This is a genomic window from Methanomassiliicoccales archaeon, assembly GCA_013415865.1.
Taxonomy (GTDB): Archaea; Thermoplasmatota; Thermoplasmata; order Methanomassiliicoccales; family UBA472; genus MVRC01.
On the sequence record CP058896.1, the window covers coordinates 558,048 to 575,626 of the forward strand.

Here is a 17,579-nt window from a genome sequence, read left to right on the forward strand (position 1 = left end):
TCCTTTCAATAATCAAATAGCTTCTTTTGCGCGTTCATAGACGTCTCTAGTGTTGACATTTTATCAGCGGCAGAATCTAGGACGTCTTTTACACTTGGACCGATGACCTTGTCTGGGCCGCCCTCTTCCATTTCTTTCATGAACTTTTTGAAACCTTCATCCCCCAGAATATTGCGGGCATGCATCTCGCATTCCCTCCAGCTCTCCTCTGGAGTACCCTCAAGCTGCCAAGGGAGATATCTTGGACCGAGACATGAGGCAACCTCACATTCCGTTCCGTTCGGGTCGTCGAAATTCATCATTCCTTGGTCATCCAAAGAGATCTTCAGTTTATCTGGTATTGCCCAACCATCCCCTTCATTTAAATTGATGAAATTGTCAAACCCGATCTTGTTCATGTCGTGATAGGCGGCCAGGGCCAAGGTCGTTAATCGGATCTGGATCGGTTTCCGTGAATCGACGCGCCAGAATCCCTTTGGGTCCGAATCGTCCAACCTCAATATCCATCGGAAATCATCGTAACTGAGACCGTATAGATGCGCATTGATGGCATCAAGGATCGCCCTGATCCTGATCCTTTCATGATCGGTGACCGCCCATAGTTTTTTCACGTTGTAATTCTCGATCTGAGGGATTTTTTTCCTTAAAGAGATCCAATGCGCTGAAAATATTTTATTGGCTAATGCAAGTCTGGCGGAGAATAATGCAACTTTATTATTGAATTTAATAAGAGTTGGTAATGGTGTGTCTTCCAGTATATGTAAATTGAGATGTGTTCCCCCTACCCTAATCCTCAATGAATAATCGTAAGATAATGAGTTTATTGATGATAATAGGCATATATAATAGTCGATTTTTAATCTATCATCTAATTCTACTATTGGAACGGCATTTATACTTGGATAGTCGGGGATCAACGCCGCAATCATCGTTCTTTCATTTGTGGAGTTTGTTATGTCCCTGAAACCGATTTTTGATCTGACGCTCTCTGATCTATACTTAGGGTAAACACTAGATGGCATAACAAATTGTGGTTCAATGTTTTTCTCGGATGTGAAAGGTATCTGCCGCCATATCGTCTTGCTGCCAGAGCCGCTGACGAATCCTTGATAGCTAAAATCGTACTGCCATATCATAGCACCTTGATAAACCGGCAATCCTATGTCCCCAGGAGGTCCGATCTCCTTATCTTTGTAAATCAGTTGAGGTCTCTCCCCTTCAGGCGGCAACCATCGCCCGTACTGGTCAGGGCGATATCCCTTCTCCTCCCACCAGCTCTTCGGCGGGAAGAGATGGGAATCGTTCGTCATATCGAACTCTCTGTCATATTTGATCCCCCAGCCCTTTTCACTGTTATCCCCAAGCAGAACCGAGCTGGCATAGATCTTCGTCAGGATCTCCTGGTCCCTCTTCGTCCTGATCTCCAATATCGATCTCGACCTGGGCGAAAATCTCTCGATCTGTTCTCTGGTATAATCGATCGCGAACTTCTCTGGGTCCTCCCAATCGGCAAGGTCGTGCCTCATGAAAGCTGTGCGTATCCTCTCTGTCCTTCCGCCTTTTTGCACGATGACGGGCCCGAACTTGAAACTTGAATGTATATGGAATATTTTCTTCCTGTTCTCGAAACAGAATATCCAATCCCATCTGCTGCGATCGATGAAAAGTTCCCTGAGCGCCTTTGTACCTAGGTCGGTAAAAATGCCAGAAGGCACTATCATCCCCATCCTTCCATTCTCTTTGCATAAGGACCTGGACAGCTCCAGGAACATCTTGTATGTGTTCAGGTCCGCGCTTCCCTGGTGCCTGAAAGGATGCTCAGGGTCTGAGAAACATCTGTGTTTGGCCCTTCGGGACCTCCAGACATCGTGAAGGTCCATCTTCTTTTTCCCTTTTTGCGATTTAAATGGCTCGGATGACCCCCCATGATCCTCGTCCAAAGGGTCCCCGAAGGGGAATGCGACGTTCTTGACCCAATTCGTCATCGCATTAAAATAGGCCTGGTGGGCCACCCATGCGTGCTCAATTCCATCGTTCTTTGCAAACAGTTTCTTCTGAACATCGAGGGCCTCCTGCTTTCCATAGGTCCTGTAGATAGGGTCATATTGAGAGAAGAATTCCTTTGATATGGGCTTGGATACCTCCCATGGCGGGTTTCCCACTACGGCGTCGAAGCCTCCTGCCCCGTTGACGAACACGTCGGGGAACTCCAGCTCCCAATGGAAGAACCCCGAACTTCTGCGCCAAGGCCCTCGCGCGCTTCATCATCGACTCCGAAGGGGAGTAGAACGCCTTGGGCGTCGGAGGCTCGTCCATCCAATCGCCTGGCCAGAACCACACCGCACACCACAGGTCAAATCTTGATCTTAGGTCCTGGAACTCTTTGTTGTCCTCGAAGGCCGAACGGTACGCCTGCTCCCTCCTCTCGAAACCGTCGCCGAAGAGGGGAAGGTCATGAAGATCGGCGATCCTCTTGCCAAGGTCGGCCATCAACGCCCTTGGAACGCCGTCATCACCGTACTCCCAATCGTCGAGGGTGTGCTGTCCCAGTAAGATGCTCTCCAGCTCAGGCTTGACCTTCTTTGAATAAATGTCCTTGATCTCCTCGGTCCAAACTTTTTTCTTGTGATGGACGCCGTCGTGCTTCGCGTCCCCTCCCTCCCGCTTCCATGCCAAAAGGGGATACTCCTGGAACCTGTCCGCCCAGCATCCCACCAGGCTGTTCCCGCACTTCAGTTTGTGGTCCAAGAACCCGAATGGGAGGCCGCGGTCCATGGTCTCGACCCAGAGCGAGAGCTTGGCAAGTTCCACCGCAAGGTGGTTGATGTCGACCCCGTAGATGCATCTCTCCACCACGTATCTCTTGAGCCTTGCCTTCACCTTCATCTCGAAGGCTTCGTCGTCGGTCCTGCAGGGAATGATGTCCTCGGGAAGAAGCCCTTTTGACCTCTCGCCGAAGGGAAGGACGACAGCGGTCTGGTCTTCGGGCAAAGATCGGAATCTGTTATGCTCCCAGAGCGAGCTGTAAAGACAGTCGGTGATGTAATTCAGCGCTGCGACCAGGAAAGAGCCGGAGCCCATGGCGGGATCGCATACCTTTACGGACAATATCTCCTCGGGGGTCTTCGGTACAAGGACCTTCCTTCCTTCGACCTCCTTCACATCGTTCAGCAAGGGCTCGAGCGTCCTTATGACCGTGGGGACGGCCAGCTGCGGCTTGGTATAGAAGGTGCCCGTGCCTTTTCTTGTACCGCTCCCCCGCACAAGGTAGGTCTCGCCCGCCTTGACCTCTTTTACAATAAGTCTGGCCGCGGCCTTTCTCCTCTCCTCTTCATACCTGATCATGTCCGGGTTCTTGCCCCTTGGCCTCTTGACTATGCCCGCTTTCTCGACCGCTCTCATGGCCCAAAGAAGGGCATCGGGGACCACATCGTTGCAAGATAACGATGGCCCTTCTTCTTCAGACGATATCGCCTCAAGCTCAGGCTCTTCATTGGAGCATGCCTCATCCTCTGGCCCCTCGGAGCCCTCTTCGTCCTCATCATCAAGTTTTTTCGTCTCGACCTTCCCCAGCTCCTTTATCATATTTTTCAGAGAGCTGTCATCGAGAGATTCCAATAGCGACAAAGGAAGAGCGGGCTGTTCGCCTATGTTGAGGAAGATCACCGCCTTCTCCTCTTCCTTCACCCTCCGGAGCCGATAATCGAGCAGCCCCTCGTACATCATCCCTATGTACTCTGTCCTCAGGTCCGAGAAGTCGACCAGTCCCGAGACCTTTCTGGTGCTCCTTCCGACCTTTATCCTTACCTCTCCCTTCTTCAGCCAGTTCAAGACCTTGAGGACGGTTGCATCGCTCACCTCGTTCCGTTGGTCCTCGAACAATGCCAACGCCCGGAGGACGGGGTCGCTGCTTTTCTTGTCCCCTCGTCGGAACAACGCCCCGCCATAGGGGATTATGTTAAGATTCACATCTGAGGAGCCCTCATGAATAAGCCTGAAGAGGGAAAGAAGCCTGGGCCATGAATACTGGGCCGTCTCCAATGAATTTAGGCCCAATGTGGTCTCGGCCTTCTTCAACAGGGCGTAGAGGCCCTCCACGCCATATGAGGCGTGATAGGATTCTATGTTCCTCGGCAACAGATCACGGGACTCGGCGAACAGCACCACCACGATCCTCATCACGAGGCGAATGGAGGCCTGATAGAGGGCCTCCAGCTCTTCTTCCTCTGAGATCGTAGAGTGGCTGACCGGGTCTTTCAAAAGGATATCCCTCATCTCAGGATAAAGTCTCATGGACCTGTCCAGGGATGACAACAGCTCCTCCACGGCCAATCTTGTGTTCTCTCCGAGCACCTGTGAGAGCTCCCCCTGCTTGGAACGGCTATCAAGGACCGCCTGTAGCAGACGATGCTCGTTGCCTTTGGTGTTGAACTCCGGGCCGCACAGGGCCTGGAACCCCGCGAGCTGCTCCCTTCCCTCGATGTTCTCGAACCATCTGGCCACATCCCATTCGACCCAACTGTCCGAATCCATCGCAGCGTAGACAAGGCGGACCTGCATTCCGTTCGTGATAATCCCGAGCTTGACGCCAGTTCCGCGCAAGAGCTCCACGAACTTGCTGTACTCGCTCCTCGCCCTGCCCATCCCGACGGCCCTGGATGTCCGGTCTATCTTCAACATCAGGCGTGGGTTGGACTCTGATTGGAAGAATAGGACACGGTCCGGCCGGAGCTCCAGTTGGAGCTCTGAGGTTTTCAGTTTGAACCTGTCAGAGACGCTAGCGTCCTTCTGCCAGGTGGATGAACCGTATTCCAAGAACGACTCGAAGAGGGCGTTTATCCATATCCTCAAAGGCGTGGGATCGGGCCTCTCCTCCTGTTCGAACCAGGTACGGAACTTGGCGTAGGCGTCCCTCAATTTCTCATATTTCTGCTGATCGACCGGGGCGGGACCTTTTGGCAATTCATCCTCCAGGACCGAGGGAGAGATCAACATCCCGTTCTGCTTGAGTTCGTAGAACCAGCGGTTGTTGCTCATTCGGTCGCCTCCTTTGGCAATATGACCTCTACGCCCGCGACCTGGACGTCGACACCGTTCTCGACCAAAGAGTACCTGTTGGGCAGGACGCGCTCGAGCATCCGCTCCCTCTCTCGGTTAAGTTTCTCGAGCATCACCTCTATGTTTTTCCTGCCGGTCTCCGATCTCAGTTCCTCGTACTCCTGCCGTTTTATCTCGTACTCCAGCCTTCTCTCCTCATTTATGTCTTCGAACAATGTTTGCTGCCGCCACCTTTCTTCTGCTTCCTTGAGTTCGTCCAATAATTTTTCAATGTTCTTAGGGTCTGTCCTTTCCATCAAGGACCTTTTCCTGAGCTCGAACAGCTCCTGATATTCCTTAGAACGGAGAGAGCGCTCCCTCCTAAGCTCCTCCTCAGTTAGGGACGCTATCTGCTTGGCTATCTCCTTCTTGCGAATCTCCAGAGCGCTCTCGACCTTTATCCACTTCGACCTGACCTCTGGAAGATATCTCTCAAGTTTGGACCTCTCTATTTTATCTGGAAAGGTGGAAATCTCTTTGGCAGTGTTCAAGGGACCGCTGTCGCCCATGACCATCGTCTCTTTGAAAATTCCCGTCCTGGCCCTTTCTCCAAGCTTGTTGGTCGCGGTGATCAAGAAGAACACATTGAATGCGATGATGGATCTTGGAACTTTCCCTTCTATTATCGTCCATCGGCTAAGCCCTGAGTCGTTGCTTGGCATCCATAATCTCCTTTTGAATGATAGAAGTGCCCTTTCCATGAGAGGATGCGATAACATCAGGAGCCTGGTGTCCTTTGGCTGCCTGAAAAAGTTGAGACCGTTCTCGATGGTGACCATCCGTGAAGGGTCGAAACATATTTTGGGATATCCTACACCCTGATGGGATTTTATCAGCAAGGACCCTTCGACCAATTTTTGCCATTTCAGGGGGATCTTGTAAAATCGATAGAAGCCCTCGCCCTCCTTTCTTATCTCTCCTTTATCCGCTTTATCGAGCACTATGGCCTGATCCAACAATCTGGCAATGCCGCCCTCACCGATCCCTAGGATCTCCCGGGTCTCCTCGAACATCTTCATGGCAACGGAGTACTCGGTCTCCGTCCCCTTCGAACTGAAGCTTATATCTTCCTTGTCCTGTCCATCTTTCTTGACCTTCCCTAGCTTCTCCTCTATCTTCTTTTCGTCGACATTTCCATTTGTGAAGTATTCTAAGACCGCCTCGTCCAGCACCTTGCCCATACTTCCCAGGTCCTCTCGCACATTATGGACCTTTCGGACGACCTTGTCCAAGAAGAGAAGGTCCTCGGACTGGTCGGATACGAAATGATGGACCACGACATCCCTGACCTGCCCATGCCGGTCCACACGTCCATTCCTCTGCTCCAACCTCATGGGGTTCCAAGGGATCTCCTGATGGATGACGTACCGGCATGAGGTCTGAAGGTTCAGCCCTTCCGATGCGGCATCGGTGGCGACCAATACCCGAAGCTGTGACGACGGTTCATTGAACTCTTCCTTGACAAGCCGCCTTTGGTTCGCGTCGGCCCCACCATACAATAATTGTAGAACAGGTTCTTTGAACCCCATCTGGTTCAATCTCTTGACCAGATAGTCCTGAGTGTCCTTGTACTCTGTGAAAATGATCAATCGCTCATCGCCACGTACCTTGCCCTCCACCATCAGGTTCTTCTCGATCCATTTTTTAAGCTGTTCCCATCTGCTGTCGATAGGGAGATGCTTCACGTTTGCCATCTGGATGGTGTTCTCCCTCGTCCATCCCAGTTCCTCGAGGGCTTTCGATACGGGACCGATATACTGGTCAAGGACTGCTTTGTACCTTTTCAACCAGGCGGCCCCGTGGCGTACCGCGTCCTCCTCCCTTTGCTCCTTCTCTTGGTCCTCATCGACCGGTTGCTCCGCCCTTTTCCTAGATTCTTCAGCCTGTTCCCTGTCGAACTCTTCCAGATCGAAACCATCGACATGGTTCCACCATGAGCGGGCGAAAGCGTAGGAGGAGGAAAGAAGACGTTTTGTCAGCAATTGGAGTATGAAGCCTCCAAGTGCTTTCTCCTTCCTGCCTAACCGCCCCAGCTCCCTCGTGCCCATCGAACGATATCTGGCCATGGCATCATAGAGGCGTACCTCTTTCTGATCCATGATAACGGGGATGGCCGTCAATGATCTCGACGTGAACCTTTTTTTATCTTGGTTCAGCTGTGACTTCATCCTCCTTATCATTACAAGGCCGATCTGCTTGTGGTCCTCTTCATTTAGCTTCGTCTTCTGATGGAACCTTACCGGGTCCAAAAGCTCGAGAAGACCTGTGAAGGATTCTGTGTGGCCGTTATGAGGGGTTGCGGTCAAGAAGAGCCTGTGCTCGAAAAAAGGTGCGACCTGGCGCAACATCGATACCCTATCGCTTTGATCGTTCAAGCTCGAGGGCATGAAGTTATGGGCCTCATCGACGATGAGCATGTCCCATGGTAGAAGGGAAGAATCCTTGGGCAAGAGGTTTTGTGATCCATTGGAGAAACTGCTCAATACATATTTCTGCTTCAGATAGTCCATCGATGTTATTATGCGCGGAAAAGCGGTCCATGGGTTGAGATCGATGCCCAGCTCCTTTTGGACCTGGAAAACCTTATCGCTGTCCATGATCTCAAAATCAAGATGGAACTTTTCCCTCATCTCGTCCTGCCATTGGATCTGCAACGATGCGGGACAGATGATCATGATCCTCCTTATCCGTCGTTGGCGGATAAGCTCTTGAAGTATCAGTCCGGCCTCGATTGTTTTCCCAAGGCCTACATCATCTGCGAGCAACATGTTCACTCTGGGCATGGCCATGGCCTTGAGGACAGGGTACAATTGATAGTCCTCGACCTGCACTGAGCTGAACCAGGGGCTGAGGACCGATAAACTTCTAGATTGCAATCTTTCATTGTTCAAGAAATAGGAGGTGTTCGATGTCCACTTTAAAGAGTCTATGAACGCTTGAAATTTTTCCGGAGGATCTGGCTGATTTCTAGGGGTTTTTATCTCCGGTACATCCTGAAAAGAGAACAATTGTGCATTGACCTCTCTTTCCCAAACGATCTGGTCCTCCTCGGGGAAGTCATGGCCATCGAAATAATCTACGTCAACCAGATGCATCTGCTCGGAGGTTGATGCATCGGTGAATGTTTTCACCTGCCGAACTATTGCAGGTCGTTTCCTTACCAATACGTTCATGCCGACTTCAGGTGAGTTCACGCCATCGCCCCATCTATCAATAGCAAAAATAGCATCAATCTCTCCCCTTTCCCCTCATCCGAAAAACGAATTGGATGACTTAAAGATTATCTGAGACGATTAAGTCGTGGCTTCTGGAGAGAACCGTTTTTAAATATTCGTAATAAAGGAAAAGGTGATGAGGAAAGAGCGAAAAACAACTCTCATCCCCCCCGTCCCCATTAATCTCATCCTGAACAGATAAAAGTAAGTGGGCTTGGCTTACAATCTTGTTATTCTTTCAAGGACCGCAGCGACCTTTGATTCGATTTCTGACCTCACACCCTCATCCCCTTTCACCATTACAGACCTCCCAACCTTGGTGAAATATATATTTCCGTCCACGTGACCTTTTACCGTGTCGCTCACCGCGAGCATATATATCCGCACCTGGTCCGCATATCTCTCCGCTTTCTTCTCCTCATCCCCTTTTATGTCATCGGTCTTGAAATCTATGACCGTCCATGTGCCGTCGTTAATCTGCTCCAGGCGGTCCATGGCCCCATGTAACCTCACCCCCCTGACCTTCATCATGAAGGGGAGTTCTGAAAATCGAGCATTTATTCGGACGTCTCCTGACCTCTCGTCAAAGGACCTCTTGATGAGCATGATCTCCTCTATATCCATTTCAACCAGGCCATATCTCCTCGCCACGGACCCCGGGTCCCTTCCACGCATCACCTCATGCACCGCATTCCCGAACCTCAGGGCCTTGTCCTCGTGCATCCTGTCCAGCCAACCTTCCGGGACCCCGAAGAGATACCTCCTGACGTAACGTTCGGGGCAGTCCTCGAAGGCCTTGAGACCCGTCGGCGTCAGCGACAGGCTTCTCTTCGGCCTCGGCAGCGGAGCCCACTCTTTCAGCATCTTTACCTCTTGGCCGATCTTCAGCAGTTCAGGCCTTTCTCTCTCCTTCACCTCCCCCTCAAGGTCCTTCGACCTCAGCACCCCCATCTCCACATCGGGGGCCAGCTCCACCTTGTTGCCATCGGGGCTAAAGCACCCGTTGGGCATCGCTGATCTCAGGAGTTCCAGCCAACGCACACCCTTGTCCTTGCCTGAAGCCTTGTTTTTATCTGAAGGCTTGTCCTTATCTGAAGAGTTGCTGCCTGAGAGAATCAGATGGTCCCTCGCCCTTGTCATGGCCACATACAGCAACCTCTTGGACTCCTCGGCCTCCTTCGCCTCCAGCTCCTCCGATATCATGCCGTAGGCCAGGTCCGCTTCCAGCTCATATCCCTCGTCCAGGACCTTGATGCCCAGCCCGACCTTCTCATCGAAGAGCACGTCCGGGGCCCTGCCCCTGTTGGAGCCGCCCATCTCCGGAACGACCACGATAGGGAACTCCAGGCCCTTCGCCGCGTGCACGGTCATGATCTTGACCGCGTCCATCTCGATGGCCTCCATCGGGGCCTCCCCTTCCAGAGACGCAAGGGACCTGGCCTTGTCCATCCAGTCCACCGCCTGGTGCGGGGTGATGACCGCTTCGCCCTCCATTAGCATGGCGTTCAGCTTCTCGATGTTGGAGAGCATCTGTCGCCCGTTCGCCTGCGCCCCGTAGACCGCATATATGCCAGATGTGACCTGGATATGGCGCAGGAGGTCGGCGACCGGCACCCTTCCCGACCTCTGGATCCATGAGGTGAGCGCCTGCACCGCCCTCTTGCATCTCTCATTGCTCTCTGCCATCGAGCGCAATCTGTGCCAGATGTCAGGACCGTCCGCACGGCATACCCAATAGAGCTCCTCGTCGGAGAACCCGAAATAGGGGGACCTGAGGACACCGTAAAGCGCCACGTCGTCCGAGGTGTCGGCAAGGAAGCGGAGGATGTTGTAGATGTCGAGTACCTCCTGCCTGTCGAAGAACCCGATACCCTTGTGCACATGATATGGTATCCCCCTGTCCCGTAGCGCCTTCTCATAGAGCTTGAGGTGCGTCCTGGACCTCAGCAGGATCGCGATATCGTCCGGTCCGGGCCTTCTGCCCGCCAGCAGCCTTTTCCCTTCCTTATCAAGGTAGACCATCTTCTCCTCGCTGGCGAGCAATTGTCCTATCCGGCATGCGACCATCTCAGCCTCGGACAATCCCTCTTGCTTCGGGCCCGACAATAAAAGCTCAACCGAGCCCTTGTCATCCTTCCTTTCCTCGGAGAACCTCATCTCCTCATATCTGAACTGATACTCCCTTTCCTCCCTGTCCATTATCCTTGAGAAGACATGATTGACGAACCTCACCACCTGCGGCGAGGACCTGAAGTTGACGTCCAGGTGGACGCTCGCGTCCGGGTCCTTCTCCAAAAGCCTTCCCTTTGCCCTCTGGAACATGACGACGTCAGCGTTCCTGAAGCCGTAGATCGACTGCTTCGGGTCGCCGACGATGAAAAGCCTGTCCTTCGGGTCGTCACCGACCACGGCCCATACGATGAACGCCTGGACGGGGTCGGTGTCCTGGAACTCGTCGACGAGAAGGTATCTGAACCTCTCCCTCAGCTCATGCAGCATCCTCTCATCATCTCGCACCAGCCTCCTGACCGTCCTGACCATGTCCTCGAAATCGATGGCATTGCGCTCCCTCTTCAGCTCTTCCATCTTGTTCGAGTAGACGTCGTATATGGCCAGCAGGTCCTCGATGGACTCGAGCGAGCGCCTCCTCATATCTTCGTCGCATGAGGACAGCATCTCGAACCTCAAGGCCTCCAGGCGTTCCTTGAGGAGGTCTAAGGCATCATTGAGGTCCTTTTTTTCCTTGGCTGTGAAATAATTTTTCGACCCCATGTTCGGGATACGCTTCAGGTCGCGCAGTCCTTGAAGGGCCGCGATGATCTCGTCGTCGGTCCCGCCCTTGAGCAGAATATCCAGGAACGGAGATGCATCAAGCAGGAACCTCTGTCCTGCGTCCCCGGTGCCGGAATGCGAGGCGGAAAGCCGTGCCAATGTCCTTATGGCGCCCCAGAGGGCGGCGTCGGTCCTTAAACCCACGATGATGGACCTTCGCATGTCATCATACAGCCCGTCATGCCATCGCTTCAGTCTCTCAGGGTCGCGATGTGCATCGATCCAATCCTCCATCTCCGCCCTTTTTCCGTAAAGATATCGGAGCCTGTGCCAAAGCCCCCAGCTTTCATATAGCGTCAGCGCCCGGACCAGCCTGTCCGATATGCCCTCGGTACCATGGCCGCGTATCAGGGCCTGGAACGCCTCCTCCCGGACCAGGCCGGTGCTCACCTCGTCCAGAACGGTGAAGCGTGGGGATATTCCTGACTCTAGCGGACGCTGACGTATGAGCTCCGCACAGAAGGAATGGAAGGTGGAGATGTTGCACCAGTTGAAGTCCTCGAGCCTCCCTCCCCACTCATCGCCGGACCTCTCTGCCAACGCCCTACGTACCCTCTCCTTCATCTCTGCGGCGGCCTTCTCGGTGAAGGTGAGCGCAAGGATCTGGGATATGCTAGCGCCTTCCTCTAAAAGCCTGATGTACCTGTCAACGAGCACCTTTGTCTTCCCGGCCCCGGCGCCCGCGGACACGCACAAGCTCCTATCTATGTCCAACGCCCTTCTTTGCGCCTCGGTCAGTTCCATATCAATCGCCCTCCATGTCCAGGGTCCTGTGCGCATCGAACCTGCATATGCTGGCATAGTCGCAGTAGCTGCTGCAATCCCTTTGATCCAGGGCCGGATGGAACCTCCCGGCCCTCATGGCATGTAATATCGATACGACCTTCGCATTGCTCTCATCGAGCAATGAATCCATCGAGTCGAACAGCTTTCTCTTGCTGAGCAGCGGCATGAGGTCTTCGCCTATGGCCCCATCAAGGACCAGCGTCCCGAACCCCAGGTCCTTCTCGCTCTTCACCTGATAATAGATACCACCGAGCCCTTTCCTGCCCTTCAATATCTGCTGAACCGCCTGAAGGTAGAGCTGCACCTGCAGGTTCCTCCCTTCACGAACGTCCTTTTGAGAAGGGCACATACCGGTCTTGTAATCGATGATGAGGAAGCGGTCGCCCTTGACGTCGATGCGGTCCACGCGGCCGGCCAGGAGAATGCTCTCATCGGGGGAGAGCCTTACTGATACTGGCTCCTCCGAGGACATCGGGTCGCATTCCTCCGGCAACCTCCTTCCGAACGAGAGCTCGAAATATGATGGGATGAAGCCAGAGACGTTGTCCGCCTCTTTCTCGAGGAACGCCCTCAGGAGCCCCTTGCGATGTTCCGAGCCGAGCATCCTCGCCTTGTAAGCATCGAATGCGGGGCCGGAGAACGGGAACCTTGACATCTCCTCCTCGGCGAGCGCCCTGGCCATGCGCTCGATGTCCTCGATGTTGGTGGACGTCACCCTTGTGATGCCATCTTCCTTCATCTTCCTGAAGAGCCTGAAGGCGAGGGAATGTACAAAGGTCCCTTGGTCCTTCGGGCTGATCTCCATCTCTACCTCCTCCTTCGGCTCGATGCTCAGGACCCGGGAGAGGTAGTATCTATAAGGGCAGGCCGCGTACATCTCTAGGTCCGTCACGGAGAAGATGCGGTCCGGCCCCAGGCTCCTTCCTAGGTCCGACAATATGCTCTCGTCCTTGAGGACCCCATCATATTCTGAATCGTAGTCCCCTGAACGGTGGCATCTCTCGACATTTATCCGCATCAGGATGTCATCCAGGTCCAAAAAAGGAGGGCGAAGAAGCCCTTCCCATGGGCCGTCTCCGGCGACCGCCCTCCCCAATAAGGTCGACTGATGGGCCAATGAATAGGTCGGTTCCGCGTTCATGAAGGGCTCGGTCCTCTGAGCGCGCAAGAGCTCGTCGAAGAAGGAAGAGGTGACGACCTTCTCGCCGTCCTCGGTGGCGTGGGAGCTCAGCCACAGACCTTTCCTTGCGCACATTATGGCACTATAGAGGTACATCTTCTCCTGCTTGAACATGTCCCACCTGGTCAGAAGATACAGCTCCTCGATGTCCCTTTCCGTGATGAAAGGGTTGCCTGCGCCGAGGAAGGGGATGTCCCCGTCCACCATGCCGATGATGAAGACGTGGTCATATCGTGACATGACCGACGACCTGATACCCGTCACCATCACGGCGTCCTCATATTTTGGCTCCAATGACCTTGAGCACGAGGAGCACATCAACCTCACCCTCTGCACATAGGAACTGAACGTTTCCCCACCTGAGGGGAGGAGCCTCTCCGTCGCGACCAGCTCGTCAAGTATGTCAAAGAATGCGGAGAGCGACCTCGCCTCCAGCGTATATATGCGCTCGTCCTCGAACTCCAGATGCCTGTCCGCCTCCAGCTCCTTCAGCAACGCCTTTATGCGGACAAGCCTCTCCTCGGCGTCCATCACGCCGTCGATGGACCTCAGCCTGGTGAAAAGGGCCTGAAGGCCTTCGGAGATACAGGAGATCCTTTCCGCCTTGGCCAGCATCCATTCCCTCTTGGGCACAGGCACATCGGGTGCGGACGCTTCCTCTATCGTCCTGATGCGAAGGGCATCGAGCTTTTCCCTCCAATCCTCCGGGCCACCTATGACACCGGCCTCGTGTGCATATCTGCCGACCATCCCTCCGCCCAGTACCTTCCTCTCGCCGTCCTGCTGATAATACCACCTGACGTAGGGGGAGCTGAGGAGACGGACGATATGTTCCCTCGGCATGTCCTCGACCACCGCATCGAATATCCGCAAGAGTGTCTGCACCACCGAGGACCTCATGAGGTCCGTTGGGACGTCGAGGTTGCACCATACTCCACAGTCCTCGAACGCCTGTCTGTAGCGCTCGGCCGTCTTCTGCCTCATCGGCATCATGACACAGATGCTGCCTGGGGGAGCGCCTCCTTCTATCAATGACCGTATCTCGGACGCGACGGCCCTCGCCTCCGCCAAGGGATCGACGAACACCTGCGCCCTGACCTTGACGCCCCTTTCGGACAGGTCCGCTTTCTCGATCGGGGCGAGGTTGTCAATCTCGATCTTGCCGGCAAAGGTCCATGCCAGATACTCGTTGAAGACCCTCCCCCTATCCCGCCTTGCAATGAAGACCGCACGTTCCGTTCGCTCCATCAAGGCCTTCGCCAACATCCGGTCCAAAGGACATAGCTCATTGAGGCCGAGCATCCATATCGTGCCAGGTACCTTCACCTTCCCCTGTTCTAGCCATCTGACCGCCATCTCTTTTATGCGGATGTCATCGCAGAACCCGTTCTCATCCAATTTCCTGAGGTATGAGAGGTAGATGGCCTTCAACTGCTGTCTACGGGCGTCCCCTTTGATGCGATCGATGCCGACCAAGAACTCTCTCCAGGTGTCGAAAAGGGCCCTCAGCTCCGCTACCGTCGGGGCCAGGTTGCCCCACAACGGGTGAAAATCAGGGACCTCGGCCCTATGCTCCTCCATCACATTCCTCAGGATGAGCTCCGACTGCTGCCTTGTTATCTCCACCTCTTTCTCGGCACAGGTCCTGAAGATGCCCTTGGCCAATTGGTCCAATGTGCAGACCGGTTCCCCTAGGACCGTGATACCATCATCGAGAATCCTCTCGATGACCTGCTCGCAGGCGGTAGGGGAGGGCAATATCATCATGGCTCCGAAGGGGTCCCTCCTCAGGGCCTCCTTCAGCTCGTTCTCGACCCTCTCGATACGGTCCTGAGGTTCGGCCATTATCAGCTCGACATTCCGCATGTCTCTGGTCCATCTGGGTATCATCATTTTCAATGCCTATCACCGTCCCCTGCTTTCACTAATAGGGGCCACCTATCCTCAACCTTCGTCATGTCCTTTCATATTTCACCCTGACCTTCTCCCACAATAGGGACAGAATCTCATATCTGACGCTATGTCCTTTCCACAGCCCTGACATCGTGTGCCCAAAGATGAAGATGGCTCCCCTGATCTTCCTAGTTGCCAAGATGGTTGATGGCCAGGATGGAGATGTACGCCCTCCAATGACCTCAGCCTCTCGATCCTCTTGTGGATCGGAGGATGACTGGAGATGAGCCTGTCCTTCAATGACGTCGGCTCGTGATAGAATGATAGGTCGAGTGTCGCCTCCCCTGCCCAGCCCTTGCTCCTTCGAACATCTATCATCTGACCCGTGGCATGGATCTTTTCCAGTGCCCTTATCAGAGGACCCGGCCCCCCCGTCCTCAGTGAGGCCGCCTCGTCCGCATCGTATTCCAACCTCCTAGAAAATGCCATCTGACATGCCATTATGAAGAGCGGGAACATGATGACGGTGACCGCCGAGATCACGCCCCATAGAAGTAATGCGCTTCCGGACGAGGAACGTCCCTTCGAGAACAATGCCAGCAGTATGAGTGCAACGATGAACACCAACGCACCGACGACCATAGCACAGGCACGCAGCACCAGCCCTATGCCCGTCGCCATGCACCCCAGGGCAACGTCCTTGTGACTGATGTGCGCCATCTCATGCGCTATGACGGCCCTGAGCTCCTCCTGCGACAAGGTTCTGATCAGACCGCTGCTGATCATGATGATGTGCTCCTTCCCGACCCCGACAGTGAAGGCGTTCGGGTCATCGTCCATAAATATGCCTACCATGGGGGTCGGAAGACCGAAGGACCTGGCGACCTCTTCTACAAGACTTTGGACCTCCGAGGGGATGTCGCTCTGGTCAACAGTACCTCTGATGTTGCCTATCAGCAATTTCGGCATGATGAGGAGCAGCAGAAGGTTGCCCGCGATGGTGACGATCGTCCATCCCACTAGCAATGAAAGGGAGAACCTGAACACATACCATAACAGGAGAATGAACGATACCGGTGATGCGGCCAAGAGGAGCGCTTTGGAAATGAACACCATATCCTCCTTTTTCACATCCATGGGACCGACCACCTACCTCCCTTCCTCCAGCTGGTGATATCTGGGGGTCTTCTCGACCTCGCAGACGTCGTCTATCTCCTCCTCGACCGTAACGTTCAGCTCCTTCAGCTTCCTCGCGCTGACCAAGAGCCTTGATTGGAACGTCGGGACCGAGCTGTTATAAGCATCGACAGCACTGGCCAGGTGTTTCCCGACCTTCGCGTAGCTCTCCCTGAACTTGTCAATCCTGTCATACAGCTCCTTCCCGATCGAGCTTATCTTCTGCGCATTTTCTGCGATGTGGTGCTCCCTCCATCCATGGGCGATGGCCAGCAGCAGCGCGATGAGGGTCGTCGGTGATGCCAATATGACCTTGCTGCTGACACCATACTCTATAAGCTGGGGGTCGATCTCAAGTGCGGCGCTGAAGAACATCTCCCCCGGTATGAACATGACAACGAACTCGGGGTCGTTGTCCATCAGATCCCAATATTTCTTCGAGGAAAGGTCGTCGATGTGCGTCCTGATCTGCCTGGCATGCCTCTCAAGGCATGACCTCCTTGTCTCCTCGTCCGAAGATTCCAAGGCCTCGAGATAGGCGGTCAGGGGCACCTTCGAGTCGACGATTATCGTCCTGTCGCCAGGGAGGTTGATGACCATGTCAGGCCTCCTCTTCCCCTCCTCGGCATCGGCCGACATCTGCTCGTCGAAGTCACAATGCTCGGTCATCCCTGCCATCTCGACCAGGCGCCTGAGGTGCATCTCACCCCATCTCCCCCTCACCCCTGGTGTCCTTAGGGCGTTCACCAGCTTTGCTGTCTCGGCCTGGAGCCTCAGCTCGTTCTCCGACAGCTGCCTTATTCCCTCCTGGATCTGGACGGTGCTCTTCAGATGGTCCTCCTCGACCTTCTTTATCACCGTGTCGAGGCTGGTCAGGGTGGAGGATATCGGCTGCAGGACGGTCTCTATGGATCTCTGCCTGCTCTCGAGGTCCATATTGGCCTTCTCCTGGAACTTCTTCAGGTTCTCCTCCGCGAGCGCGAGGAAGGACCGGTTGTTCATGTCCAAGGCCTGATAGGACAATGACCTGAAGGTCTCGGTGAACCTCTCCTCTGCCTTCGCCAGGAGCTCTACCTGTTCCTTCAGCTTCTCCCTCTCTGTCATCAGCTGCTGCCTGAGGGAGGACCTCTCTTCGATGAGCTCGGTCCTTTCTTTATGAAGACCTTCCAATTGCTGTCTCAGGTCCGTTATCGTGCCCTCCTTGTACCTGATGTTCTCGTTCAGGGCCTCTATCTGCGACCTCGATTCGGTCATCGCCTTCTCCCTGGCGGTCTCGACCCTGTCTTTGGTGACAAAATACGTAAAGCCGATGCCCATGCCCAGTCCCAGCACCAATAGTATGATACCGATTAAGTCCTCCATGACCTCCCCACCTTTTCACTTGTCCATATCTCAGGAAT

The 17,579-nt window shown here is 54.1% G+C and carries 7 protein-coding genes; all 7 read right to left on the reverse strand.

Annotation, left to right across the window (positions count from 1 at the left end):
* Positions 1 to 5: 5 nt before the first annotated feature.
* Positions 6 to 2,198, reverse strand: a complete 2,193-nt coding sequence (locus tag HPY73_02770) for a hypothetical protein (GenBank protein QLH74479.1) — start codon at positions 2,196 to 2,198, stop codon at positions 6 to 8.
* Positions 2,101 to 5,037 carry a hypothetical protein gene (locus HPY73_02775; protein ID QLH74480.1) on the reverse strand — a complete coding sequence of 979 codons (2,937 nt, stop codon included), beginning with the start codon at positions 5,035 to 5,037 and terminating at the stop codon, positions 2,101 to 2,103. The genes HPY73_02770 and HPY73_02775 overlap by 98 nt, the downstream gene beginning before the upstream one ends.
* Positions 5,034 to 8,291 (reverse strand): DEAD/DEAH box helicase family protein, encoded by a 3,258-nt coding sequence (locus HPY73_02780; protein QLH74481.1) that lies wholly within the window; start codon positions 8,289 to 8,291, stop codon positions 5,034 to 5,036. The genes HPY73_02775 and HPY73_02780 overlap by 4 nt, the downstream gene beginning before the upstream one ends.
* A 240-nt stretch (positions 8,292 to 8,531) precedes the next feature.
* Positions 8,532 to 11,888, reverse strand: a complete 3,357-nt coding sequence (locus HPY73_02785; protein ID QLH74482.1) for a UvrD-helicase domain-containing protein — start codon at positions 11,886 to 11,888, stop codon at positions 8,532 to 8,534.
* A gap of 1 nt (position 11,889) precedes the next feature.
* Positions 11,890 to 14,976 carry a PD-(D/E)XK nuclease family protein gene (locus tag HPY73_02790; GenBank protein ID QLH74483.1) on the reverse strand — a complete coding sequence of 1,029 codons (3,087 nt, stop codon included), beginning with the start codon at positions 14,974 to 14,976 and terminating at the stop codon, positions 11,890 to 11,892.
* A gap of 105 nt (positions 14,977 to 15,081) precedes the next feature.
* Positions 15,082 to 16,152 (reverse strand): M48 family metalloprotease, encoded by a 1,071-nt coding sequence (locus HPY73_02795; GenBank protein QLH74484.1) that lies wholly within the window; start codon positions 16,150 to 16,152, stop codon positions 15,082 to 15,084.
* The gene (gene rmuC, locus HPY73_02800; GenBank protein ID QLH74485.1) at positions 16,153 to 17,541 is read right to left on the reverse strand and encodes a DNA recombination protein RmuC; all 1,389 of its coding nucleotides are present in this window, start codon (positions 17,539 to 17,541) and stop codon (positions 16,153 to 16,155) included.
* Between the last annotated feature and the right edge of the window lie 38 nt (positions 17,542 to 17,579).

Bases quoted from the DNA above. Each gene is read 5' to 3' on its own strand.
- HPY73_02775 (QLH74480.1), bottom strand. From the start codon at position 5,037: ATGAGCAACAACCGCTGGTTCTACGAACTCAAGCAGAACGGGATGTTG.
- HPY73_02785 (QLH74482.1), bottom strand. From the start codon at position 11,888: ATGGAACTGACCGAGGCGCAAAGAAGGGCGTTGGACATAGATAGGAGC.
- HPY73_02790 (QLH74483.1), bottom strand. From the start codon at position 14,976: ATGCGGAATGTCGAGCTGATAATGGCCGAACCTCAGGACCGTATCGAG.
- rmuC (QLH74485.1), bottom strand. From the start codon at position 17,541: ATGGAGGACTTAATCGGTATCATACTATTGGTGCTGGGACTGGGCATG.